Source organism: Sphingobium xenophagum NBRC 107872 (assembly GCF_000367345.1).
In the GTDB taxonomy this organism is placed as follows: domain Bacteria; phylum Pseudomonadota; class Alphaproteobacteria; order Sphingomonadales; family Sphingomonadaceae; genus Sphingobium; species Sphingobium xenophagum.
In genome coordinates this window covers 21,202-43,845 of the sequence record NZ_BARE01000036.1, presented here as the reverse complement: position 1 = coordinate 43,845, position 22,644 = coordinate 21,202, and the positions used below count along the sequence as shown (strand labels likewise).

The 22,644-nt window shown below is 63.9% G+C and carries 20 protein-coding genes and 2 pseudogenes; 9 read left to right on the top strand and 13 right to left on the bottom strand.

Going from position 1 to position 22,644, the window contains the following annotated elements; genetic code table 11:
• Positions 1–88: 88 nt before the first annotated feature.
• Positions 89–1,774, top strand: coding sequence for a putative bifunctional diguanylate cyclase/phosphodiesterase (locus tag SX1_RS15705; protein ID WP_019053758.1), 1,686 nt, complete (start codon positions 89–91; stop codon positions 1,772–1,774).
• Here the strand turns inward: SX1_RS15705 and dapE are convergent.
• Positions 1,771–2,925 carry a succinyl-diaminopimelate desuccinylase gene (gene dapE / locus SX1_RS15700; RefSeq protein WP_019053757.1) on the bottom strand — a complete coding sequence of 385 codons (1,155 nt, stop codon included), beginning with the start codon at positions 2,923–2,925 and terminating at the stop codon, positions 1,771–1,773. The genes SX1_RS15705 and dapE overlap by 4 nt on opposite strands.
• A 56-nt stretch (positions 2,926–2,981) precedes the next feature.
• Here dapE and SX1_RS15695 point away from each other — a divergent pair, with 56 nt between their 5' ends.
• A complete protein-coding gene (locus SX1_RS15695; protein WP_019053756.1) occupies positions 2,982–3,425 on the top strand; it encodes a cupin domain-containing protein in 444 nt (147 codons plus the stop codon).
• 26 nt (positions 3,426–3,451) lie between these two features.
• Positions 3,452–4,459 (top strand): S66 peptidase family protein, encoded by a 1,008-nt coding sequence (locus SX1_RS15690; RefSeq protein ID WP_174302241.1) that lies wholly within the window; start codon positions 3,452–3,454, stop codon positions 4,457–4,459.
• A 126-nt stretch (positions 4,460–4,585) separates the two neighbouring features.
• On the opposite strand, the gene SX1_RS15685 is transcribed toward SX1_RS15690, so the two are convergent.
• Positions 4,586–5,674: a helix-turn-helix transcriptional regulator gene (locus SX1_RS15685; RefSeq protein WP_017181008.1), complete on the bottom strand. Its 1,089-nt coding sequence runs from the start codon at positions 5,672–5,674 to the stop codon at positions 4,586–4,588.
• Between the two features lie 87 nt (positions 5,675–5,761).
• Here SX1_RS15685 and cysD point away from each other — a divergent pair, with 87 nt between their 5' ends.
• Genes cysD through SX1_RS15670 form a run of 3 tightly spaced genes read left to right on the top strand, consistent with a single transcriptional unit; the run spans position 5,762 to position 9,350 of the window.
• Positions 5,762–6,673, top strand: coding sequence for a sulfate adenylyltransferase subunit CysD (gene cysD, locus SX1_RS15680; protein WP_019053754.1), 912 nt, complete (start codon positions 5,762–5,764; stop codon positions 6,671–6,673).
• A complete protein-coding gene (cysN, locus tag SX1_RS15675) occupies positions 6,673–8,589 on the top strand; it encodes a sulfate adenylyltransferase subunit CysN (protein WP_019053753.1) in 1,917 nt (638 codons plus the stop codon). Before cysD ends, cysN begins: the two co-directional genes overlap by 1 nt.
• A gap of 8 nt (positions 8,590–8,597) precedes the next feature.
• Entirely contained in the window at positions 8,598–9,350 is a 753-nt protein-coding gene (locus tag SX1_RS15670) for a 3'(2'),5'-bisphosphate nucleotidase CysQ (protein ID WP_303620898.1), read from the top strand.
• Between the two features lie 46 nt (positions 9,351–9,396).
• On the opposite strand, the gene SX1_RS15665 is transcribed toward SX1_RS15670, so the two are convergent.
• Both SX1_RS15665 and SX1_RS22745 read right to left on the bottom strand, forming a co-directional pair.
• Positions 9,397–10,608, bottom strand: a complete 1,212-nt coding sequence (locus SX1_RS15665) for a dipeptidase (protein ID WP_019053751.1) — start codon at positions 10,606–10,608, stop codon at positions 9,397–9,399.
• Between the two features lie 47 nt (positions 10,609–10,655).
• A pseudogene (locus SX1_RS22745) lies at positions 10,656–11,752 on the bottom strand (potassium channel family protein).
• 102 nt (positions 11,753–11,854) lie between these two features.
• Here SX1_RS22745 and aat point away from each other — a divergent pair.
• Positions 11,855–12,604, top strand: a complete 750-nt coding sequence (aat, locus tag SX1_RS23845) for a leucyl/phenylalanyl-tRNA--protein transferase (protein ID WP_019053750.1) — start codon at positions 11,855–11,857, stop codon at positions 12,602–12,604.
• Between the two features lie 35 nt (positions 12,605–12,639).
• On the opposite strand, the pseudogene SX1_RS25040 reads toward aat, so the two are convergent.
• The 4 genes and pseudogenes from SX1_RS25040 to SX1_RS15635 all read right to left on the bottom strand — a co-directional run.
• Positions 12,640–12,810, bottom strand: a pseudogene (locus SX1_RS25040) (DUF2155 domain-containing protein); the annotation flags it as partial.
• A 233-nt stretch (positions 12,811–13,043) separates the two neighbouring features.
• Positions 13,044–13,442 (bottom strand): NADH:ubiquinone oxidoreductase subunit NDUFA12, encoded by a 399-nt coding sequence (locus tag SX1_RS15645; protein WP_017181015.1) that lies wholly within the window; start codon positions 13,440–13,442, stop codon positions 13,044–13,046.
• Positions 13,443–13,558: 116 nt separating this feature from the next.
• Entirely contained in the window at positions 13,559–14,095 is a 537-nt protein-coding gene (locus SX1_RS15640; RefSeq protein WP_019053748.1) for a DUF192 domain-containing protein, read from the bottom strand.
• A gap of 47 nt (positions 14,096–14,142) precedes the next feature.
• Positions 14,143–14,667: a regulatory protein RecX gene (locus tag SX1_RS15635; protein WP_019053747.1), complete on the bottom strand. Its 525-nt coding sequence runs from the start codon at positions 14,665–14,667 to the stop codon at positions 14,143–14,145.
• Positions 14,668–14,816: 149 nt separating this feature from the next.
• Here SX1_RS15635 and SX1_RS15630 point away from each other — a divergent pair, with 149 nt between their 5' ends.
• Both SX1_RS15630 and SX1_RS15625 read left to right on the top strand, forming a co-directional pair.
• Positions 14,817–16,577, top strand: coding sequence for a fatty acyl-AMP ligase (locus SX1_RS15630; RefSeq protein WP_017181018.1), 1,761 nt, complete (start codon positions 14,817–14,819; stop codon positions 16,575–16,577).
• A gap of 63 nt (positions 16,578–16,640) precedes the next feature.
• Positions 16,641–19,001 carry a putative bifunctional diguanylate cyclase/phosphodiesterase gene (locus SX1_RS15625; RefSeq protein WP_019053746.1) on the top strand — a complete coding sequence of 787 codons (2,361 nt, stop codon included), beginning with the start codon at positions 16,641–16,643 and terminating at the stop codon, positions 18,999–19,001.
• On the opposite strand, the gene SX1_RS15620 is transcribed toward SX1_RS15625, so the two are convergent.
• The 5 genes from SX1_RS15620 to aroQ all read right to left on the bottom strand — a co-directional run bounded on the left by SX1_RS15620 (position 18,998) and on the right by aroQ (position 22,618).
• Positions 18,998–19,747: a ParA family protein gene (locus SX1_RS15620; RefSeq protein WP_019053745.1), complete on the bottom strand. Its 750-nt coding sequence runs from the start codon at positions 19,745–19,747 to the stop codon at positions 18,998–19,000. The genes SX1_RS15625 and SX1_RS15620 overlap by 4 nt on opposite strands.
• A gap of 69 nt (positions 19,748–19,816) precedes the next feature.
• Positions 19,817–20,161, bottom strand: coding sequence for an arsenate reductase (glutaredoxin) (gene arsC, locus SX1_RS15615; protein ID WP_019053744.1), 345 nt, complete (start codon positions 20,159–20,161; stop codon positions 19,817–19,819).
• A gap of 63 nt (positions 20,162–20,224) precedes the next feature.
• Positions 20,225–21,571, bottom strand: coding sequence for an acetyl-CoA carboxylase biotin carboxylase subunit (accC, locus tag SX1_RS15610; RefSeq protein WP_017181022.1), 1,347 nt, complete (start codon positions 21,569–21,571; stop codon positions 20,225–20,227).
• A gap of 13 nt (positions 21,572–21,584) precedes the next feature.
• Positions 21,585–22,070: an acetyl-CoA carboxylase biotin carboxyl carrier protein gene (accB, locus tag SX1_RS15605; protein ID WP_019053743.1), complete on the bottom strand. Its 486-nt coding sequence runs from the start codon at positions 22,068–22,070 to the stop codon at positions 21,585–21,587.
• A 107-nt stretch (positions 22,071–22,177) separates the two neighbouring features.
• A complete protein-coding gene (gene aroQ, locus SX1_RS15600) occupies positions 22,178–22,618 on the bottom strand; it encodes a type II 3-dehydroquinate dehydratase (RefSeq protein ID WP_019053742.1) in 441 nt (146 codons plus the stop codon).
• Between the last annotated feature and the right edge of the window lie 26 nt (positions 22,619–22,644).

Below are 22,644 nucleotides of genomic sequence, written 5' to 3'. Positions count from 1 at the left end.
GCTTTCGCTGATCTTTTCTTAACCACTGTCCTTCATATCCGGCGGATCATGATCCTGTTCGGGGTCGCTTGCGGGGGTAAGGAGGCAGATGCACGGCGTAACGTTGAAAAGCCGCGCCGCTGCCTTTGCCTGCGCCGCGGGCGCGCTGGTGTTCATCCTGTCGCTGGTGCTGGGCTATACGCCCGGCGCGCAGGATGACATCGTCCAGATCGGCCGCGCGCTGATCATCGCCATTCTGTGCGGTACGATGAGCTGGGCCTCGGCGCGCCGCACCATCGCCACCACCGCGACGGCCATCGACGCCGCCACCGAACGTCTGCTGGCCGCCGCCCATGGCGATCTCCAGTCGTCCGTGCCAAGGGAGATCGGGGTGGAATTGCCGGATCTGTCGGTCGCGCTGGAAAGTCTGTTCAGTCAGGTCCGCACCAATCTCGACCACGTCCAGGCGCTTGCCCTGTTCGATCAGGTGACCGGGCTGGCCAATCGCACCAGCTTCTGCCGCCAGGTCGAACGCCTGCTGGCCGAGCGGGAGGAGGGGGGCACGGCCGCCCTGTTCTTCATCGACCTGGACGGGTTCAAGGGCGTCAACGACACGCTGGGCCATGCCGCGGGCGACCAGTTGCTCGCGCGTGTTGCGGGCCGCCTGCGCGAAGTGGTGATGGCGCAGATCGGCGCAGGGATGGGGGACGCGGTCATCGGTCGCCTGGCCGGTGACGAATTCACGATGTTCTTCCCGACCCTGTCGGGCCACAACGCCGCCGCGCGCATCGCCCGCGCCATCCAGTTCGCGCTGGGTGAGCGCTTTGACCTTGGCAGCCAACATGTCGATCTGGGCGCGTCGATCGGCATCGCCTGCTATCCCGACCATGGCGATACGCTCTCCACCCTGCTGCGCGCCGCCGACATCGCCATGTATCATGCCAAGCATGAAGGGCGTGGCCGCGCGGAAATGTACAGCGACGCGCTGGCGCTGGAGGCGTCCGACCGCGCCGATCTGGAGCGTGACCTGCTTCTGGCGCTGGAGCGCGACGAATTTCTGCTGGAATTCCAGCCGCAGATCGACATTCAGACGGGCCGCGCCGTGGCCGCCGAAGCCCTGGTGCGCTGGGCGCATCCAGAGCGCGACATCGTCATGCCCGGCGTGTTCGTGCCGGTGGCGGAGGAAAGCGGCACCATCGTCGCGCTGGGGGACTGGGTGATGAGCCGGGTCTGCGAGACGGCCGCCCGCTGGTCGCGCGCAGGCATTCATCAGCGGATCGCCATCAATATTTCCACCCGCGAACTGGGTCAGGCCGATTTTTTCCTGCGCCTGCGCCACGCCATCGCCACGCATCAGGTGCCCAACGGCATGCTGGAACTGGAAATCACCGAATCGCTCGCGATGGACATGGAAGCGCGGGTGCTCGACCAACTTGCCGCCCTGCGCCGCGATGGGCTGCGTATCGCGATCGACGATTTCGGCACCGGCTATTCCAACCTGTCGCGATTGAAGGAATTGCCGGTCGACCGGGTGAAGATCGACCGCAGCCTGGTGCGCGACATTGCCACATCATCCGAAGCGCGGACCATCTGTTCGGCGGTCGTCGGCCTGATTCAAGGGCTGGGCATGGAAGTTGTGGTCGAAGGCATAGAGAATCAGGCGCAGATGGACATGCTGCGCGTCATCGGCTGCACCCTGTTCCAGGGCTATCATCTGGCGATGCCGACCGGCGAGCAGGATTATCTGGGCCGCTACACCGGGAACCCCGCCATGCTGGAACGCGACGCGGGTTAAGCGCCCACCGGCTGACCCAGCGCCCGCTCCACGATCAGCCGGTAAATCTCGACCAGATCGCGCAGATCCTGCACCGCGACGGCCTCGTCCAGCTTGTGCATGGTCGCATTGTTCAGGCCAAACTCCACCACCGGGCACAGGCGCGAGAGGAAGCGCGCGTCGGACGTGCCCCCCGTGGTGGACAGTTCCGCCTCCAGGCCTGTTACCTGCCGGATTGCGCCCGACACCAGGTTGGACAATGTGCCCGGTGCGGTCAGAAAGGGTTCGCCGCTGATCTTGGCCATCACCGTGCCGCCCTCGACTGCCGCGATCGCACTGATCCGTTCGACGAGCGAAGCGCCGCTATGCTGGTCGTTGAAGCGGATAGAGATGCGCGCGTTCGCCGCGCCGGGAATGACATTGGTGGTCGGGTTGCCAACCTCCATGTCGGTAATCTCTATATTGCTGGGCTGGAACCAGTCGGTCCCTTCGTCCAGCACCAGCGCATCGATCGCGGCCAGGATGCGGACCAGACGGGGCACGGGATTGTCGGCCAGATGCGGATACGCGACATGGCCCTGGGTTCCGGCCACGCTGATCCACATATTCACCGACCCGCGCCGCCCGATCTTGACCACATCGCCCAGCCGGGCCGACGATGTCGGTTCACCCACGACGCACAGGTCCGGGCGCAGTTCGCGCGCGGCCATCCGCTCCATCAGCGCCAGCGTGCCATAGACGGCCGGGCCTTCCTCATCCCCGGTGATGATCAGGCTGATCGTGCCGGGCAGGTCGTCGGACAGGGTGCCCAGCGCGGCGACGAAGGCAGCGATCGATCCCTTCATGTCCACCGCGCCGCGTCCGTAGAGCAGGTCGCCGCGAATCTCCGGCGCGAACGGATCGCTGGTCCAGCCGGGACCGGGTGGCACCACGTCCAGATGTCCGGCAAAGGCGAAGTGCGGCCCTGCGCCGGTAGTGCGCCATGCCAGCAGATTTTCGACCGGCCCGTCGGGCGCTTCGCCGACCACGAACCGATCCACGGTAAAGCCCAAAGGCAGCAGCATGTCCTCAAGCGCGGCGAACACCGCCCCGGTCGCTGGCGTTACGGATGGACAGGCAAGCAGCTGCCGGGCAAGCGCCACCACGTCATCATTGGCTCTGGTCATGGTCATGCCCGTGCGTTAGCGAAAGCCATGCCGCTTGACCAGCAGCAGCAGGAGAAGAGGCCGTGCCACGGATCGATCCAGAAATAGTCGCGCTGACGAACACCACCGGCTATCCGCCGCCGCATGATCAGGCCGTGGCGCATCGATGGGTGCGCCGGCTGGGACCGGCGCTTGGCCTTACCGATTTTGGTGTCAGCCATGTCATGTTGAAGCCCGGCGGCGCTTCGTCCCAGCGCCACTGGCATGAGGATGAGGATGAATTTGTCGTCATGCTGGCGGGCGAGGCGGTACTGGTGGAGAATGACGCCCGCACACTCATGCGGTCGGGCGACATGGCGGTCTTTCCCAAGGGCGAGCCCAACGGCCATCATCTGCTGAACGAAAGCGACGATGATTGCGCGTTTCTCGCCTTTGGTCGTCCGCCATCGGGGGATTGCCATTATCCCGACATAGACCTGTTGTGGACGGATGGCGGCTATCGGCGCAAGGACAGGAGCAGCTTTTGACGATCGCACTGGATCGCCGCGCGCTGATGGGCGGCATGGGAGCGCTGCTGGTCGCGGCCAAGTCTCCGCCCCTCGCGCCGCCGACGCTGGTGAAGCCGCCCCGCCTGCGGCCCGGTGACACGGTCGGGCTGATCGAACCTGCGGGCTTTACCGATGACGGGTTCGACCTTGATCTGGTGCGCGAAACCATCGTCGCCATGGGGCTGAAGCCCAAGGATTCGCCCCATCTGGCGCAGCGCCATGGCTATCTGGCGGGCAAGGATGCGGATCGGGCGGCGGATATCAACGCCTTCTACGCCGATCCGTCGGTCAAGGCGCTGTTCGCGGTGCGCGGCGGCTGGGGCTGCGCGCGCCTGCTGCCCTATCTGGATTTCGCGACGATCCGCGCCCACCCCAAGCTGCTGGTCGGCTTTTCGGACATCACCGCGCTGCATCTGGCTTTCGCGGCGAAGGCGGGCTTTGCGACCATTCATGGTCCTAATGCCGCGAGCAGCTGGGGCAAATTATCCTGGGACGCTTTTCGTGCCGTGGCGTTCGACGCGGAAACCCCGACCTTCGCCAATCCGCCGGGGACGGAGGACCGGCTGGTCCAGCGCAGCGGGCGTATCCGCACCTTTCGCCCCGGCGTGGCGCGCGGGCGGTTGCTGGGCGGCAATCTTACCGTGCTGGCGGCGCTGATGGGCACTGGCTGGCTGCCCGACTTTACCGGCGCGATCCTGTTTATCGAGGATATTGACGAAGCCCCCTACCGAATCGACCGGATGCTGACCCAGTTGGCGCTGGGCGGGGTGTTGGGAAAGCTGGCGGGCGTCATATTCGGCCAGTGCAGCAGCTGCACCGCCGCTGGCCCCTCCTATGGCGGCTTCACGCTGTCAGAAGTGCTGCAACAGCATCTGGAGCCACTCGGCGTCCCGGCGTTTCAGGGCGCGCTGTTTGGCCATGTCGCCAACCAGTTCAGCCTGCCGGAAGGGGTGCAGGCGGAAATGGACGCTGGCGCAGGTACGATCAGGTTGCTGGAGGCGGCGGTCACCTGAAGCATGATCATTTCAGGGTAAACTCCAACCTCCGTTCGTTTCGAGCGAAGTCGAGAAACCTGTGCGCGACGTTTCTCGACTTCGCTCGAAACGAACGGATGATGGGTGCTCATCGGATTTCCCCAATCACGCAATCGCCAGCACGCTGGTCAGCACGATCCGCACCAGTTCCGCCTGTCCGCGCGCGCCGGTCTTGGCATAGATTTTCTTGCTGTAATTGCGCGCGGTTTCCACCGTGATGCCCAGATTTGCCGCCGCTTCGCTGATGGGAATGCCCTGCGCGATCGCCCAGGCAAGGCGCGCCTCGCTTGGCAACAGGCCGAACAGTTCCACCAATTGTTCGCACCGGTCCGCCTGAGACCAGCGATCGCCGCTCAGATAGGCGATCGCCACCGGGGTCGATCCCGCCGATACCGACCGTCCCCGGATGGGCGAGACCAATATGTCCATCCATGGATCGCGGCTGAGGTTGATCGCGCGCGGCCGACTGTCCGGGTCGTCGGCCATCTGCTTGACCAGCGCGGTCAGTTCCCGGTCGATCAGCGGCGATTCCGGGGTCAGCCGGTCATAGCGCCCGCGCCGCAACACGCTGGTACGCTGGAATAATTGTTCGACATGGGCCGTCATGTCGATAATGCGGCAGCGCGCATCGAGCGTCAGCCAGCCGAAGTTGAGCCGCCCGAACGCTTCGGTCGTCAGCGTCGATCGCAATTTCTCCCGCTCCAGCGCAACGAAGGATCGCAACGCGATACGCAGATGCGGCGCCAGCCCGGTCAGCAGCGCGCTGACCGCCGATCCGATCGAGGCTCCTCCCGCGCAGGCCAGCCAGCCATCTACGCCGCTCGGCTCGGTTACGCGGATCGACCGCATATCCGTTATCCCCTGCGGCAGCACCGGGTCGCGGGGCAGGGCGCGATCGACCGGGGCGCTCTGTTCCAGCAATTCGGCCAGCGTATAGGCCCGCCCTTCGCGCATGTGGCGATAGGGGAAGGGGTCGCGGCCATATTTTTCGATGAACAGGCTGTGCAAATGGGTCGGCGGCGGCGGTCCGGCATGCAATTCGACGATCGCATCCTCATCCACCGGGCGAAAGACCAGCGTCGTATAGATGGCGCCGGTGCGCATTCGCAGTTTTTCAAGAAAGTCATGCCACAGCGGTTGCTGGAACATCCCTTCGTGCAGGGCCGCCAATAATCCGCCATCGTCCAGCCGCATGGGCCATGTTCATACATCCTCCCATATGGGAGGTCCAGTCCTTTGGCTTTGCTGCCATAGGGGACGCACAATCAAGCCGAGGACCGCATGGTAGACGCAAAAACCCTGACCCATCTGGAGCGACTCGAAGCCGAGAGCATCCACATCCTGCGGGAAGTGGTGTCGGAGGCGGAAAAGCCGGTCATGCTCTATTCCGTCGGCAAGGATTCAGCCGTGATGCTGCATCTGGCGCGCAAGGCCTTCTATCCTTCGCCGCCGCCCTTTCCGCTGCTGCATGTCGACACGACCTGGAAGTTTCAGGAAATGTACAAGCTGCGCGACCGGATGGCGCAGGAAAGCGGCATGGAATTGCTGGTCTATCAGAATCAGGAAGCCAAGGACCGGGGAATCAACCCGTTCGACCATGGCGCGCTCCACACCGATATGTGGAAAACCGAAGGGCTGAAGCAGGCGCTCAACCTCTACGGTTTCGACGCAGCCTTTGGCGGCGCGCGCCGCGATGAAGAAAAGAGCCGTGCCAAGGAGCGCATCTTCTCGTTCCGCACCGCTTCCCACGGCTGGGATCCCAAGAATCAGCGGCCGGAACTGTGGAACCTCTACAATGCCCGCAAGGCGAAGGGTGAGAGCATTCGCGTCTTCCCCATCTCCAACTGGACCGAGCTCGACATCTGGCAATATATCCATCTGAACGACATTCCGATCGTTCCGCTCTATTTCTCGGCCAAGCGCCCGACGGTGGAGCGCGACGGCATGTTGCTGATGGTCGATGATGACCGCTTCCCGCTCGAACCGGGCGAAGTGCCGGTCGAACGCTCGATCCGCTTCCGCACCCTGGGCTGCTATCCGCTGACCGGCGCGGTGGAGAGCGAGGCTGCGACCCTGCCTGAAGTCATTCAGGAAATGCTGCTGACCACGACGTCGGAACGGCAAGGGCGCGCGATCGACAAGGACGCCGGCGGCGCTGGCATGGAGAAGAAGAAGCAGGAGGGGTACTTTTGATGTCGGGCATCATCACCAACGATTCAGTCTATCAGACCGACGCCCTTATTGCCGAGGATATCGACGCCTATCTGGATGTGCATCAGCACAAGACGATGCTGCGCTTCATCACCTGCGGGTCGGTGGATGACGGCAAGTCGACGCTGATCGGCCGCCTGCTCTATGACAGCAAGATGATCTTCGAGGATCAGCTTGCCGCGCTGGAGGCCGACTCCAAGCGCGTCGGCACGCAGGGGCAGGAGATCGACTTCGCCCTCCTCGTCGACGGCCTTGCCGCCGAGCGGGAACAGGGCATCACGATCGACGTCGCCTATCGCTTCTTCGCTACCGAAAAGCGCAAGTTCATCGTCGCCGATACGCCCGGCCACGAACAATATACCCGCAACATGGTGACCGGCGCGTCCACCGCGGACCTGGCCGTCATCCTGATCGACGCGCGCAAGGGCATATTGACGCAAACCCGTCGCCACAGCTACCTCGCCCATCTGATCGGCATCCGCAACATCGTGCTGGCCGTCAACAAGATGGATCTGGTCGACTATGATCAGGCGGTGTTTGACAAGATCGTCGCCGATTACACCGAATTTGCGAACAGCATCGGCATCACCGCCTTCACGCCGATGCCGATTTCCGGTTTCAAGGGCGATAATATCACCGGCCCGTCGGAAAACACGCCCTGGTACACCGGCCCGGCGCTGATCGAGCATCTCGAAACCGTCGAGGTCAACAGCGCGGTCGACGCCGACAAGCCCTTCCGCATGCCGGTACAGTGGGTCAACCGCCCGAACCTCGACTTCCGTGGCTTTTCCGGCCTGATCGCCACCGGCACGGTCAAGCCCGGCGACGCCATCCGCGTCCTGCCGTCGGGCAAGACCTCGACCGTCAGCCGCATCGTCACGATGGATGGCGATCTGGATCAGGCCGTCGCTGGCCAGTCGGTCACGCTCTGCTTCGCCGATGAAATCGACTGCTCGCGCGGCGATGTCATCGCGCTCGCCGACAATCCGCCGCAGGCCGCCGATCAGTTCGAGGCGACGATCGTGTGGATGGCCGATGAGGAGATGCTGCCCAGCCGCTCCTACTGGCTCAAGATCGGCACCCAGATGGTCACCGCGACCATCCAGCAGCCCAAATATCAGGTCAACGTCAACACGATGGAGCATCTGGCGGCCAAGACGCTGGATCTCAACGCCATCGGCGTCGCCAACCTGTCTACCGACAAGCAGATCGTGTTCGAACCCTATGCCCAGAACCGGACGCTGGGCGGCTTCATCCTGATCGACAAGATCAGCAACGCCACGGTCGCCGCGGGCATGCTGCACTTCTCGCTTCGCCGGGCGCAGAATGTCCATTGGCAGGCCACCGACGTCAGCCGTGAATTCCACGCCGGGTTGAAGAATCAGAAGCCGGCGGTGCTGTGGTTCACCGGCCTGTCGGGTGCGGGCAAATCGACCATCGCCAACCTTGTCGAAAAGAAGCTGGCACGGATGAACCGCCATACCTTCCTGCTCGACGGCGACAATGTCCGCCACGGCCTTAACAAGGATCTGGGCTTCACCGACGCCGACCGGGTGGAAAATATCCGCCGCGTGGGCGAGGTCGCCAAGCTGATGACCGATGCGGGGTTGATCGTCATCACCGCCTTCATCTCGCCCTTCCGTTCGGAACGCGACATGGTGCGCCAGATGATGCAGCCGGGCGAATTTATCGAGGTGCATATCGACACGCCGCTGGCCGATGCCGAAGCGCGCGACGTCAAGGGGCTCTACAAAAAGGCAAGATCGGGTGAGCTTAAAAACTTCACCGGCATCGACAGTCCCTATGAAACCCCGCTCGACCCGGAAATTCGCGTCGATACAGTGGCAATGACGGCCGAAGAAGCCGCTGACGCCATCGTCGCGAGGCTGATCCCATGAGCGGCGGCATGACTGACGCGGAACTCGCGGTCCATCTCGCCGAAACCGCCGGGCGCATCCTGCTGGAGGTGCGCTCCAGCGGGCTTTTCAGCCCCAAGGCGCTGGGCAAGGCGGGTGACCAGACCGCCAACCAGTTCCTGTGCCACGCCCTGCGCGAGGTGCGGCCTGAGGACGGCCTGTTGTCCGAAGAGGAAAAGGACAATGAGGATCGGCTGAGCCAGTCGCGTGTCTGGATCGTCGATCCGGTCGATGGCACCCGCGAATATGGCGAAGCGCGCGCCGACTGGGCGGTGCATGTGGGTCTGGCGATCGACGGCAAGCCGGCGATCGGCGCGGTCGCGCTGCCGGGGCTGGATGGCGGCGCCGTCATTCGCACCGACCAGCCGCGCGTGGTGCCGCCCGCCCCTGCGCAACTGCGCATGGTGGTCAGTCGCACCCGTCCCGCCGCCGAAGCGGTGGCGGTTGCGGAGAAACTGGGCGCGGAACTGGTGCCGATGGGCAGTGCCGGGGCGAAGGCCATGGCGATCATCCTGGGGCAGGCGGACATCTACCTGCATTCGGGCGGGCAATATGAATGGGACAGCATGGCCCCGGCCGCCGTCGCGCTTGCCCACGGCCTGCATGCCAGCCGCATCGACGGCAGCCCGCTGATCTACAACCAGCGCGACGTGTATATGCCCGACCTGCTGATCTGCCGGAAGGAACATGCAGAACAGGTGCTCAAGCTGATCACCGAGGTGCAGGCCGCAGCGTCGAACTGACGGGAACAAGGGGTGGGCCAGCGCCAGCGTGCGCAGGCCCACCCCGCTAACCGGCCACCTTCTCCGCCGCTTCCATTACCCGCAGCACATTGCCGCCGATCAGCTTGGCCACGTCCGCGTCGCTCCACCCGCGCCGCATCAGTTCGGCCAGCAATGCCGGATAGGTCTCGACCCCGCCCAAGCCTTCAGGCAAATCACCCACTCCATCGAAATCGCTGCCGATGCCGACATGGTCGTGTCCAGCGATCTTGACGATATGCTCGATATGATCGGCCACCTGTCCGATCGTCGCTACCGGCTCCGGGTGCGCTGCTTCCCATGCCGCCAGCGCCTTTTCCGCGCCCTTGGGATCGCCGATATACAGCCCGCCAAAGGGCGGCGCATTATAGCGGGCAATCTCCGCGCTGCGGTCCGCGCCCCAGACGCGGCGGGCTTCGGACACATATTGGGCGGCGAAATTGACCATCACGACCCCGCCATTGGCCGCAACCTGCGTCAGCACCGCGTCCGATACATTGCGCGGCGTGTCGCACAGCGAGCGGGCGTTGGAGTGGGAAAAGATGACTGGGGCCTTCGTCACCCGCAATGCGTCCAGCATCGTTGCCTCGCTGACATGGCTCAGATCCACCAGCATGCCCAGGCGATTGAGTTCGCGCACCACATCCTCGCCGAACGCGGTCAGTCCGTCATGCTTCGGATTGTCGGTCGCGCTGTCGGCCCAGTCGATCGTGCGACTATGGGTCAGCGTCAGATAGGCCGCGCCCAGCCCGCGATAGGCGCGCAGTACCGCCAGGCTGCCGTCGATCTGCCCGCCACCCTCGACCCCGATCAGCGATCCGATCCGCCCGGCCTTGTGCGCGGCCCGCATCTGCGCTGCGGTCGTCACCAGCGCAAAGTCGCGCGGATAGCGTTCGGCCAGACTATGCACCATGCCGATCTGGTCCAGCGTATCCTTGACTTGGCGGTCCTGCGGCAGGTCCGCCGATACCCAGACCGACCAGAACTGCCCGCCAACGCCGCCAGCTTTCAGCCGCTTGATGTCGGTATGATATTGCTTCGGATCGAGTTGCGTCAGGTCCATCGTCCAGCGCGCGTCCTTCGCCTTTTCCGCCAGGGCTTCGGGCCAGTCATTATGGCCGTCGATCAGCGGCGTGGCTTTGAGGACGCGGGCGATCCGCGCCGCATAGGGATCGGGCGCGGCCTGCGCGGGCAGGGCGGCGAACAGCAGCGGCAGCGCCGCAAGACGAAGGTATTTCATGGAGGGCGAGGGTAGGCCTGCGTTTCCCCAAGTCAATCGCCGGCTGGCTATCCGAAGAATGTCCGCCCGGTGCGTTGGCGTTGCGCCGGGGCGGTGAAGATCGCGCCCGCCGATACGCGGCTGCCGCGCACCACCAGCAGCACCTGATCCTGCGCCTCCAGTCGCACTTCCTCACCGGGATGCTGGATGCTCTTGCCATTGGCATGGTCGATCTGGACGATAAAGAACGCGCCCCGGCCGCGTCGTTCCGCCTCTCCCACGGTCACGCCGGTCATCGCGCCCTTGTCCGGCACGACGACCATTTCCAGTTCCAGCCCGAATTCGTGCAGGCCGCGCTTCATCTGCCCCATTTCGGTCGAATCGGCGATGAACCCGGCGGTCGATGGATAGAGGATCATCTCGGCGATCCGCTCCGCGCCGAATGGGTGGGCAGCACGACCTTGTCCGCGCCTGCGTGTAGCAGCTTGCTTTCCGTGGTTGGCGCCTCGCCCCGCGCAATGATCTCCAGGTCCGGATTGATGTTGCGGGCGGACAGGGTGATGAACACATTGGCGGCGTCATCGGGCAGGACGGTGGCCAATATCTTTGCCCGGTCGATGCGGACCGCGCGCAGCGCGCTTTCCTCCGTCGCCTCGCCGCGATGGCACAGATAGCCCAGCGTCTGCGCCTCGGCGATCTTGCCACCGTCGCGCTCCAATATGACAAAGGGCGTGCCCGCCGCGTGCAGTTCCTTGGCCAGTTGCACGCCGATCCGACCAAAGCCGCAAATCACTACATGGCCATTCAGCCGTTCGATCAAAGTCTGCATGCGATCCAGTCCCAGCAATCGGCGTAGTTGAATGGCCGCGAACATCTGCACCAGCGCGCCGGTCAGCACGATCATGCCGGTGCAGCCCAGCACCATCGTGGCGATCGTCACGACGCGCAGATAGGGTGTGGCGATCGGCCGGACTTCCCCATAACCCACTGAAAATATGGTCAAAGTTACCATATAGGCGGCGTCCGCGATCGGCCATCCCGCCGCGACATAGGCCGACACCGCCGCAACAAAGACGATGGCGACGAAGATCAGCGTCCCCACTAGCAACCGCGCCGGTGAGGCAAAGAGGCTGGCGGCGTCGCTGCCCGTCCGGTCCTGTGCCATCGTTTCCGCTCCCCCCGAAGCCGGCAATGTGGTGGCGCTTTTGCGCGATCCTGTCGAGTCCGGTGATGACCGCATGGACGGATGCCGTTAGAGGGGGAGGCGATGACGATCGACCCGCTGCTCCTGCTGCAAGCCTATGCCATCGGCGTATTCCCCATGTCGGACGATCGGGAGGCAGAGGAAGTTTATTGGGTCGAACCCAAGCGCCGGGCGATTTTGCCGCTCGATGCTTTTCATATGTCGCACTCGCTGTCGAAAACGCTCCGTCGAGACCAGTTTCGCGTCACGGCCAATCGCGATTTCGCCGGGATCGTGGCGTTATGCGCGCAGGCCGCGCCGGATCGGCCATCGACCTGGATCAATGGTCCGATCGAACAATCCTACCGCCAACTCCACGCGCACGGCTTTGCCCATTCCATCGAGGTGTGGGAGGGGGAGGAGCTGGTCGGCGGGCTTTACGGGGTATCGCTGGGCCGCGCCTTCTTCGGCGAATCGATGGTGTCGCGCCGCACCGATGCCTCAAAGGTCGCGTTGGCCTGGCTGGTTGCGCGGCTGCGCTTTGCGGGCTTTACCCTGCTCGACTGCCAGTTCATGACCGAACATCTCCGCTCACTCGGCGCGGTGGAGATCGCCCAGCGTGATTATCTTCAGTTGCTGGGGGCGGCGGTCGGTGGGGTGCCGCTGGGGGCGGGATCGGGCGTGCTGTCGGCAGGCGCGGGTGTCGCTGCGGAACTGGCGTTCGCGCCGTTGGCACGGGATGCGGTGACTGGTTCGCCCTTGCCGCCAATCTTGACCGATGCGGGGCCGCTTTCAGGCCATGCCATCGCGCAGCTTCTGACCCACACATCATAGACCGGGTGCTGCACGACGTTGCGGTCCGGCCGTTCGCGGAACAGCCAGCCGGAAAAATTGCGCCGCCATTTGCCGTCCGCGCTGCTGCGCACGTCCAACTGCACGAAGGCGCCGGTTTCCTGGACATTTTCCCATGGCGCGCTGGTTTCGCAGGCCTGAAGCCGCACGATCGCATCGCCCACGCGCAAGGCTTCGCCCGGCTTCATCGTCAGGTCGCGGGTCAGGCCGTTGCGCTTGTTGAGCAGGCCGATCACGGCCACCCGGTCCGCCATCGGCGTGCCGGGCAGGGTGGCGGCGTTGCTCGACTGGATCGGCGAGCCCTCTACCTTGACCGGTCCGGTCTGGTTGGTGGTGGGCACGTCATTGCCACCACAGGCGGTCAGCGCCAACAGGGGGGCGCCAAGCAGGATCGACAGGCAAGCCCCCGCCGGACGGCGGATCATGATGCGTCGGGGCTCCATGCCTCATAATCGCCGGTCGCCTTCTGGCGCAAACCGCCCTTTTCCATCGCGCCGGACGGGCGATAGGCAAGCGCGGTGCCGGTGGCGTTGGGCGTGAATTCCCGTTCCCAGATGCGCGGCGGCGGCAGGAAGCTTTCTGGCGTCCCTTCGATCGAATGATGCAGCCAGCCGTGCCATTCGGCCGGAACCCGGCTTGCGTCATTCGTGCCGTTATAGATTACCCAGCGGCGCGGCACGCCATGGACGTCGCTGCCGCCTTCATAATAGACATTGCCCTGAATATCCTCGCCCACCTTCTGACCCTTGCGAGCGGTGAAAAGCGAGGTGCCGATGGTCGCGCCATCCCACCAGGTGAAGATCTTGCCGAGGATTCCCATGGCTCACGCGCTTAGCCGCTGCGACGGGGGATTGGCAAGGCGTTTTGGGAGTGTGCTGATGCCCATCAGCGGCAGTGCGGCTGCAAAAAATCCGCTTGTTTGCCGGGGCGTGACAATCATCCGGGGCAGAAATTCAATTCCGTCCGCAGTTTTTCCGTCGGCACGGCGCAACCGCCCCATTGCACGACGTCGCCTTCCCTGATGCCCAGCTCTGCCGCGCGCCCACCGCCTATTTCCAGCACAGCGGCCACAGGAACGCCTGCCGACACCGGCTCGCGCGAATAGGGGACGCTGTCGGCGCCGATGAAGGCGATCGTCCCATCGGTGCGGATGAAGAGCATGTCGAGCGGGATCAGCGTATTCTTCATCCAGAAACTTGCCGTGCGTGGCGGGTCCATGGGGAACAGCATCCCCCCATTATCCGCCAGTTCCTTGCGGAACATCAGTCCCGCTTCCTGCTGCTGCGGCGTCGCGGCAACCTCGACGGAGAAGCGCCGCGCGCCGTTCCTGCTCTGGATGACCAACGGCAACAGCGCGGCGGAAGGCGCAGCGCTGGCAGCCTCCTTATCGACCATATTGCCGCCTGCCGGCGGGGGCTGGCTGGAACAGGCCGCGAGCATGGCAAGAGCGATCAGGGCAGGAAAGCGCGTCATTGCGCCTGCCTAATGCGATTTGCGTGGCGAGGGGAGGGGGTTAACCTTCATTCCTCCGCTTCCGGCACTTGCCCGGGCGCGGCATCGACCCAGCGCCGGGCGATCGCATAACTATGCCCCGCGCGCAGAAAGGCGGCGATGGCTTTTTCCCGCTGCTTGGGATCGGGAGTTGCGCTGGCATAGGGGCCGATCCGTTTGCGCCGGGCATAGCGTTCCGCCGCGATCCAGCGTTCCGCATCCACCTGCGCATCGGCATCCGCGCGGTCGGCCGGGGCGATGCCCGCGGTGCGCAGGCTTTCGTCGATCCGGCGCGCACCATAGCCCCGGCGACCCAGTGCCGCGCTCTTCATCACCGCATATTGGCTGTCATCGACATAGCCGAGGCCCGCCAGCCGATCGACCAGGGCGGGCAGGTCAGCCGGATGCTCGCCGCCCCAGCCACATTCCTTGATCTTGCGTTGCAGATAGGCAAGCAGCTTGCCCCGGCTGGTCGCGAACCGGCTGACATAACGTAGCGCGGCGTCGCGCAAGCTGTCTTCGTCAAGCGGTGGGCGGGGGCGTTTGCTGGTCATATTGCGCCTTCATGCGCCGGCCGCCATCTTTATGCCACAGTCGGGCCGGAATTTCACCGTGCCTTATGCGCTAAAAGGGCGGACTGGAATCTAATATCCGGTGCATGTCGCGGTCAAAGATGATAGCGGCCGCGCCGATCACATAATTTATGACATTGGGTGAAACCAATATGACGGGTTCGCAAGAGATGATGGCACCGACGCCGACCACTGATGTTCTGCCGCGCCGTTTCTCGGACTTCGAGACGCTGGGCGAGGCGCTCGACTATGCGGCACAGGGTGTGCGCGGCCTCAATTTCCATGATGCCCGCGGCAATCTGGCGCGGCCCTATCCGTTCAGCGAGTTGCGCAGCGACGCCATCGCCTGCGCCCATCGGCTGATCGCGCATGGCGTCAAGCCGCAGGACCGGGTCGCGCTGGTTGCGGAAACCGGCGTCGATTTCGCCCAACTCTTCTTCGGCATCATCTATGCGGGCGCCTGGCCGGTGCCATTGCCGCTACCGACCAGCTTTGGCGGCAAGGAAAGTTATATCGACCAGCTTAACGTCCAGCTTTCCAGCTGCGACCCGATGCTGTTCCTGTTCCCCGCAGAACTGGCCGAGATGGCGGGTGAATCGGGCCGTCAGAAGGCGGTCGAGAGCATCGCATTTGAAGATTTCATCGCCCGCGATGCCGTTCCGGCCGACCTGCCCAGGGCGCAGGCGCAGGACATCGCCTATCTGCAATATTCGAGCGGATCGACCCGCTTCCCCCATGGCGTTGCCGTGACGCATCATGCGCTGCTCAGCAATCTGGCTGCGCATAGCCATGGCATGGAAGTGCAGGACAGCGATCGCTGCATTAGCTGGCTGCCCTGGTATCATGACATGGGGCTGGTCGGCTGCTTCCTGTCCGTCGTCGCCAACCAGGTGTCGACCGATTATATGAAGACCGAGGATTTTGCCCGCCGCCCGCTGGCCTGGCTGGACCTGATCAGCCGCAATGAAGGCACATCGATCAGCTATTCGCCAACCTTCGGCTACGATATTTGCGCGCGTCGCATGTCCAGCCAGACCAAGGCGCAGGATCGGTTCGATCTGTCCCGCTGGCGGCTGGCGGGCAATGGCGCGGACATGATCCGTCCTGACGTGATGCAGAGCTTCGTCGACGCCTTTGCCGATGCGGGCTTTTCGCCCAACGCCTTCCTGCCAAGCTACGGCCTGGCCGAAGCGACGCTGGCCGTCACCATCATGCCGCCGGGCGAAGGGATCATCGTCGAACTGGTCGAGGAAACCGACCTGTCGGGCGGCGACGCGACCGAAGGCCGCCCCCAGCGCTTCCGCTCGATCGTCAATTGCGGCAAGCCCGCGCGTGGCATGACCGTGGAAATCCGCGATGAGGATGGCGGCCCGTTGAACGAACGCCAGATCGGCAAGGTGTGGACCACCGGCCCGTCGCTGATGGTCGGCTATTTCCGGGATCAGGCCGCGACCGATGCCTGCATGGCTGACGGCTGGCTCGACACCGGCGACATGGGCTATCTGAGCGACGGCTATCTCTACATTGTCGGCCGCGCCAAGGACATGATCATCATCAACGGCAAGAATCACTGGCCGCAGGATATTGAATGGGCGGTCGAGCAGCTGCCGGGCTTCAAGCAGGGCGACATCGCCGCCTTCGCCATCACCACGCCGGGCGGGGAAGAAGCACCCGCGGTGCTGGTACATTGCCGCACCTCCGACAATGACGAACGGTCCCGCCTGCGCGACCAGATTCGCGAACGGGTCCGCGCGATCACCGGCATGAACTGTGTCGTCGAACTGGTGCCGCCGCGCACCCTGCCACGCACCAGTTCGGGGAAATTGAGCCGGTCCAAGGCGCGCAACCTCTATCTGACCGGTGAGATCCGCCCTTACGACATCGCGGCCTGAGGCTGATCGCCGCGCGATCGGCGGGCTTACCAAATCATAACGCATCGCTGCTATCGCGGGATCGTGGGCAGCAATTCGAACCATATCGTCGAGCCGGACCGTCAGGAACGCGCATCGCTGCGCGCGATGACGGGCCTGTGCCAGGTCAGTGACGATGTCGGAACGCGGGTGCTAGAAGCGCAGTTGCGCACGGCGGACAGCGTCGCCTTGTTGCGGCAGGTGATGAACCTGTGCAGCCTGGTGTTCATCTGGCAGGTTTTTACCCACTGCTGTTCGCCGGTCATGCTGGGGCTTTGGAGCACCGGGTTGATCGGCTGCACCCTGGTTGGCGTGCTGATGGACCGCGCCCGGCGCAACGCGAACAATAGTCGCCTGACGAGCCGCGATCTGCGTCGGCATGGACTTGGCGCATTGTTGCAGGGCATCATATGGGCCGCCTGCATGATGCTTGTCTCTCAATCGGGGGAGACCGAGGAACTGGTGGCGCTGTGGACGCTGATCAGTTGCATCATGGTGTGTGGCGCGATCAGCTATGCCGCGACGCCATTGTCTGCCGCCGCCTTCCTATTGCCCTGCATCGCCGGCCTGTTCGGCATGTTCCACGATGGCGGCCAGTTGCCGCTGCGCGCACTGGCGACCAGCTATGCGCTGTCGCTGCTGATCGGTTGTGTCATCTACGCCCGCACCTTCGCGCGTCAGCATAGCACCAGCGTGCAACTGGAGGAAAAGAGCGAAGTCGTCAGCCTGTTGCTGCGCGAATATGAAGGCGGCGGGTCCGACTGGTTATGGCAGACCGATTCGCTGCGCCGTATCAGCAGCGTGTCGACGCGCTTTGCCGAAACCATGGGGCTGGACCCAGCCCAGCTGGAAGGCGAACCCCTTGTCCAGATTTTGGCGGGCAGCAGTTGGGAAAGCGGCCGTTTCGCCGCCGGACTGCATAGTCTGGCCGACCATCTCAAGCGGCGCGAAAGTTTCAGCAACCTGGTCCTTCCGGTCGAGGTGAAGGGCGAGACCCGCTGGTGGGAATTGTCCGCTTCGCCCCGCCATGATGAAAACGGGCTTTTTCTGGGCTTTCGCGGGGTTGCGTCGGACGTCACGGCGCAACGCGAATCGGCGGACAAGATCGCCAGGCTTGCGCGCTTCGATCCGCTCACCGGCCTGCCCAATCGCAGCCATCTGCGCGAAGCGCTGGACAAGGCAATGGCGGCAACCCGTGGACGAACGCCGGGCTGCGGCTTCCTGATGATCGATCTGGACCGGTTCAAAGCGATCAACGACACGCTGGGGCACCAGACCGGCGACAAGCTGCTGAGTCAGGTCGCGCGCCGTCTGCGGCAAATCTGTTCAGGCCCGGAATTTTGCGGGCGTATCGGCGGCGACGAATTTGGCGTGGTCATTCCGACCGTCTCTGACAGTCACCGCATCGAACAACTTTCCTCCGCCATCATCAGCGCGCTGTCGGCGCCCTATCAGGTCGATCAGCATATGCTCTATGTGGGCGCGTCGGTCGGTTCGGCGATGTCGCCGATGGACGGGGGAGAATCGGAATCGCTGATCCGCAGCGCGGACCTGGCGCTCTATCGCGCGAAGGATGAGGGCGGCGGGCTGCATTGCGCCTATGAGCCGCAATTGCATGCCAAGGCGGAAGAAAGGCGGCTGCTCGAACTGGCCCTGCGCGAGGCGCTGGCCAAGGACCAGCTTCACGTCCTCTATCAGCCGGTGGTGGATGCGACCAGCGGCCGCGTGTTGGGGTTTGAAGCGCTGGTGCGCTGGACCCATCCGGAAATGGGCCCGATTTCGCCGGCCAAATTCGTGCCTGTCGCCGAAGAAGCCCGGCTGATCGCACCCATCGGCGAATGGGTGCTGCGCACCGCCTGCATGGAAGCGATGCGCTGGCCCGACGATGTGCGGATTGCCGTCAACGTGTCGGCTGAACAATTGACCAATCCCAGTTTCGTATCTGCGGTCGTGTCCGCATTGGCGCAGAGCGGGCTGGAAGCACGGCGCCTGGAACTGGAAGTCACCGAAAGCGTGTTCATGAACGAGGATGCTGGCGCGCTGCGGGTGCTCGATCAGTTGCTCGGCCTTGGCATCCAGCTTTCGCTCGATGATTTCGGCACCGGCTATTCATCGCTCGGCTATCTCAGCCGCACCCGCTTCAACACGATCAAGATCGACCGCAGCTTCGTGGTCGGCGCGTCGAAAAACACGCCTGAAAGCCTGGCGATCATCCGTGCCGTCGTGACGCTGGCCGACAGTCTGGGCATGACGACCACGGCTGAAGGCGTGGAAACCGAGGTCGAGCTGGAGATGGTGCGGCAACTGGGCTGCAAAAAGGTGCAGGGCTATTATTTCGGCCGTCCCATGGCCGCGCAGGACGCCATTGGCCTTTTCCCGCCGCCCCAGGAGCGGGCGCGGGCCTAATTGCCCTGCAATTGGCGCTCGACCATGGTCCAGAGCGCGGCAAAATCCTTCGCAGGGGTCGATGCCGGGGCAAAGGCGCCCAGCGGCTTGCGACGCACGGTCATCTGCTCGATCGCGCTGGCCATCGGGATGGCGGGCCAGTCGGGCTGTTCGTCCAGCGCCTTGCGATGCAATGTCCGGCGGCGATCCACCATCGAATAGACCGGCAGGATCGGCGCATGGCTGCCGCCCCGCTGCACCAGATAGCGGGCCACTTCGCCCATCGCGCGCTGCGACAAGGGGGAGGGGATCACGGGAATGACAATGATGTTTGCAGCGCGCAGCACCTGCTCGCTGGTTTCGGTCAGGCCCGGCGGACAATCGAGGATGATGCGGTCATAATCCTTGCCCAGACTTTCGATCAGCTTGGACAGCCGCTTCTTCTTGTCCATTTCGCGGAACAGATGGTCCAGGCTGCGCAATGACGTGTCGGCGGCGATCAGGTCCAGTCCCGGCACCGTCGACGGCTGGATCAGCTTGCGAACTTCGACATCCTTGCTGAATATCGCCTGTGCGGCGTCCCGGCTCTTGCTATCGGTGGAAATCAGCCAGCTCGATGCCGCCTGCGGGTCCAGATCCCACAGCAATGTCCGCCGTTTGGAAATGGTCGCCGACGCCCAGGCGAGATTGATCGCGAAGGTGGTTTTGCCCACCCCGCCCTTCAGGCTGTAAACGGCGATAGTCGCCAATGCCGGTTCCTTTGCCATGGGGGGAAGCTACGGCTTCCGCCCGCCAAAGCAAGCCCTCAATCATGGCAATGTTACGCCATGGTGACGTTACAGGACGTCGCGCGCCTTTTCCGGCGGACGGGCGATCACTGCGCCCTTGTCGGTCATGACGATCGCGCGCTCGATCAGGATCGGATGCGCGGCCATGGCATCGAGGATCGCGGCATCGTCGCTGGTGTCGAGGGCGATTTCCTTGACGACGCTCTCCCCCTTGCGCAGCGCATCGCGCGGGGTCAGTCCGGCCTTGGTCAGAACGGCCGCGATCTCGGCGCGGCTGGGCGGGGTCTTGAGATATTCCACGACCGTCACGTCGACGCCGGGCGTTTCCTGCAGGATCGCCAGCGCCGCGCGCGACTTGGAACAGCGGGGATTATGCCAGATGGTGGCCTTCATCCCTGGCCGTCCCGCGTCAGTTGGCAGGCTCGTTCGGGGGAAAGCGTCCCCCGGATGCTTTCCTTATCCCTCACGAGCCAGCCAATCTTCCAGCCATTTGATCGTATAGTCACCGTTCAGGAACTGCGGGTCCTCCAGCAATGCCTGATGCAGGGGGATCGTGGTTTTCATCCCCTCGATCACATATTCCTGCAAGGCGCGTTTCAGCCGCATGATGCAGCCTTCGCGGGTGCGGCCATAGACGATCAGCTTGCCGATCATGCTGTCATAATAAGGCGGCACCTTATAGCCCTGATACAGGCCGCTATCGACGCGGACATGCATGCCGCCGGGGACATGATAGCGGGTCACGGTGCCGGGCGATGGCGCGAAGGTGCGGGGGTCTTCGGCATTGATCCGGCATTCGATCGCATGGCCGGTAAAGCGCAGATCCTCCTGCGCGACGGACAGCGGCTTGCCTTCGGCGATGCGGATCTGTTCGCGGACCAGATCGACGCCGGTGATCATTTCGGTCACCGGATGTTCGACCTGAAGCCTGGTGTTCATTTCGATGAAGTAGAATTCGCCATCTTCCCAGAGGAATTCGATCGTGCCTGCGCCGCGATAGCCCATATCGGCCATCGCCTTTGCGCAGACGCCACCGATCCGCTCGCGGTCGGCCTGGCTCAGGATGGGGGAGGGCGCTTCTTCCAGCACCTTCTGGTGGCGGCGCTGGAGCGAACAATCGCGTTCGCCCAGATGGATGGCGTTGCCATTGCCGTCGCCGAACACCTGAATTTCGATGTGGCGCGGATTGCCCAGATATTTTTCGAGATAGACGGTCGCGTCGCCAAAGGCCGCCTTGGCTTCCGACCCGGCCTGCTGCATCAGTGTTTCCAGCTCATCGGGCGAGGTGCAGACCTTCATGCCGCGCCCGCCGCCGCCCGACGCTGCCTTGATGATGACCGGATAGCCGGCCTTTTCCGCGATCGCCTTGGCCTCCTCAAGGTCGCTGATTGCGCCGTCGGAACCGGGGACGAGCGGCAGGCCCAGCGCACCGGCGGTCCGCTTCGCCTCGATCTTGTCGCCCATGGTGCGGATATGTTCGGGCTTTGGCCCCACAAAGGCGATGCCATGGGCCTCGACGATTTCGGCGAATTTGGCGTTTTCGCTCAAAAAGCCATAGCCCGGATGGATCGCGTCCGCGCCTGATATTTCGGCGGCCGAAATGATCGCCGCGATGTTCAGGTAACTGTCGCGTGCGGCGGGCGGCCCGATGCAGATCGCTTCGTCGGCCAGCCGCACATGCATGGCGTCGGCGTCGGCTGTCGAATGGACGGCGACCGTCTTGATCCCCATTTCATGGCAGGCACGGTGAATACGCAGCGCGATCTCGCCGCGGTTGGCGATCAACAGCTTTTCGATGGTCATGGGCTGCGCGGCCTTATTCGATGACGATCAGCGGCTGGTCATATTCGACCGGCTGACCATTATCGACCAATACCGCCTTGATCGTGCCGGACGACGGCGCGGGAATGGCGTTCATCACCTTCATCGCTTCCACGATCAGGATGGTTTCGCCGGCGGCGACCTGCGCGCCGACCCGTGCGAACGGGGCGGCGCCCGGTTCTGCCGACAGATAGGCGGTGCCGACGATCGGCGACCGGACCATGGTTCCGGCGGGCGCCGCCAATTCAGCGGCAGACGCGGCCACGGGGGCGGCAGTCGGCGCAGCCGGGGTGGCGGGGGCCGGGGCGAAGGATGGCGCATAGATGGGCGCGCCGCCGCCAGCCTTGCGGGCGACGCGGATCTTGCGATCGCCATCCTCGACCTCGATCTCGGTCAGGTGGGTATCGTCGAGCAGCGCGGCCAATTCGCGCACCAGCGCGACATCCACCTGCATTGCGCCCTTTTCCTGCTTGTCGTTCATGGTTGACCCTTATTTCGTATCTAAGCCTGATAATTGCGGCCAGCGCCTATGCCGATTTGCGCCAAAGCGCAACTTTGTAGCGTCGACCCGAAGCAGTGCAACGGCTGTTACAGTTCCAGCGCGGCTTCCAGCGCCAGCATGTAGGACATTGGCCCAAATCCCGCGACCGTGCCCTTCGCCGCCATGCCGACATAGCTTTTGTGGCGGAATGCCTCGCGCTTGTGCGGGTTGGACAGATGCACTTCGATCACCGGCACGGTGATGCCCTTGATCGCGTCATGCAGGGCGACCGACGTGTGGGTCAGCCCGCCGGGATTCAGGATGACCGCATGGGCGCCTTCACCATGGGCCTCCTGCAACCAGTCGATCAGATGGCCTTCATGGTTGGACTGGCGAAAATCAATGACGACATGGGCGCGGGTGGCGGCATCCTCCATCCGTTCGGCAATATCGTCCAGCGTGTCATAGCCATATATTTCCGGCTCCCGCGTTCCCAGCATGTTGAGATTGGGGCCGTTCAGCACATAGATTTTGCGCGTATCCGCCACGACGATCCCCCTTGGTTGTTGCGAGC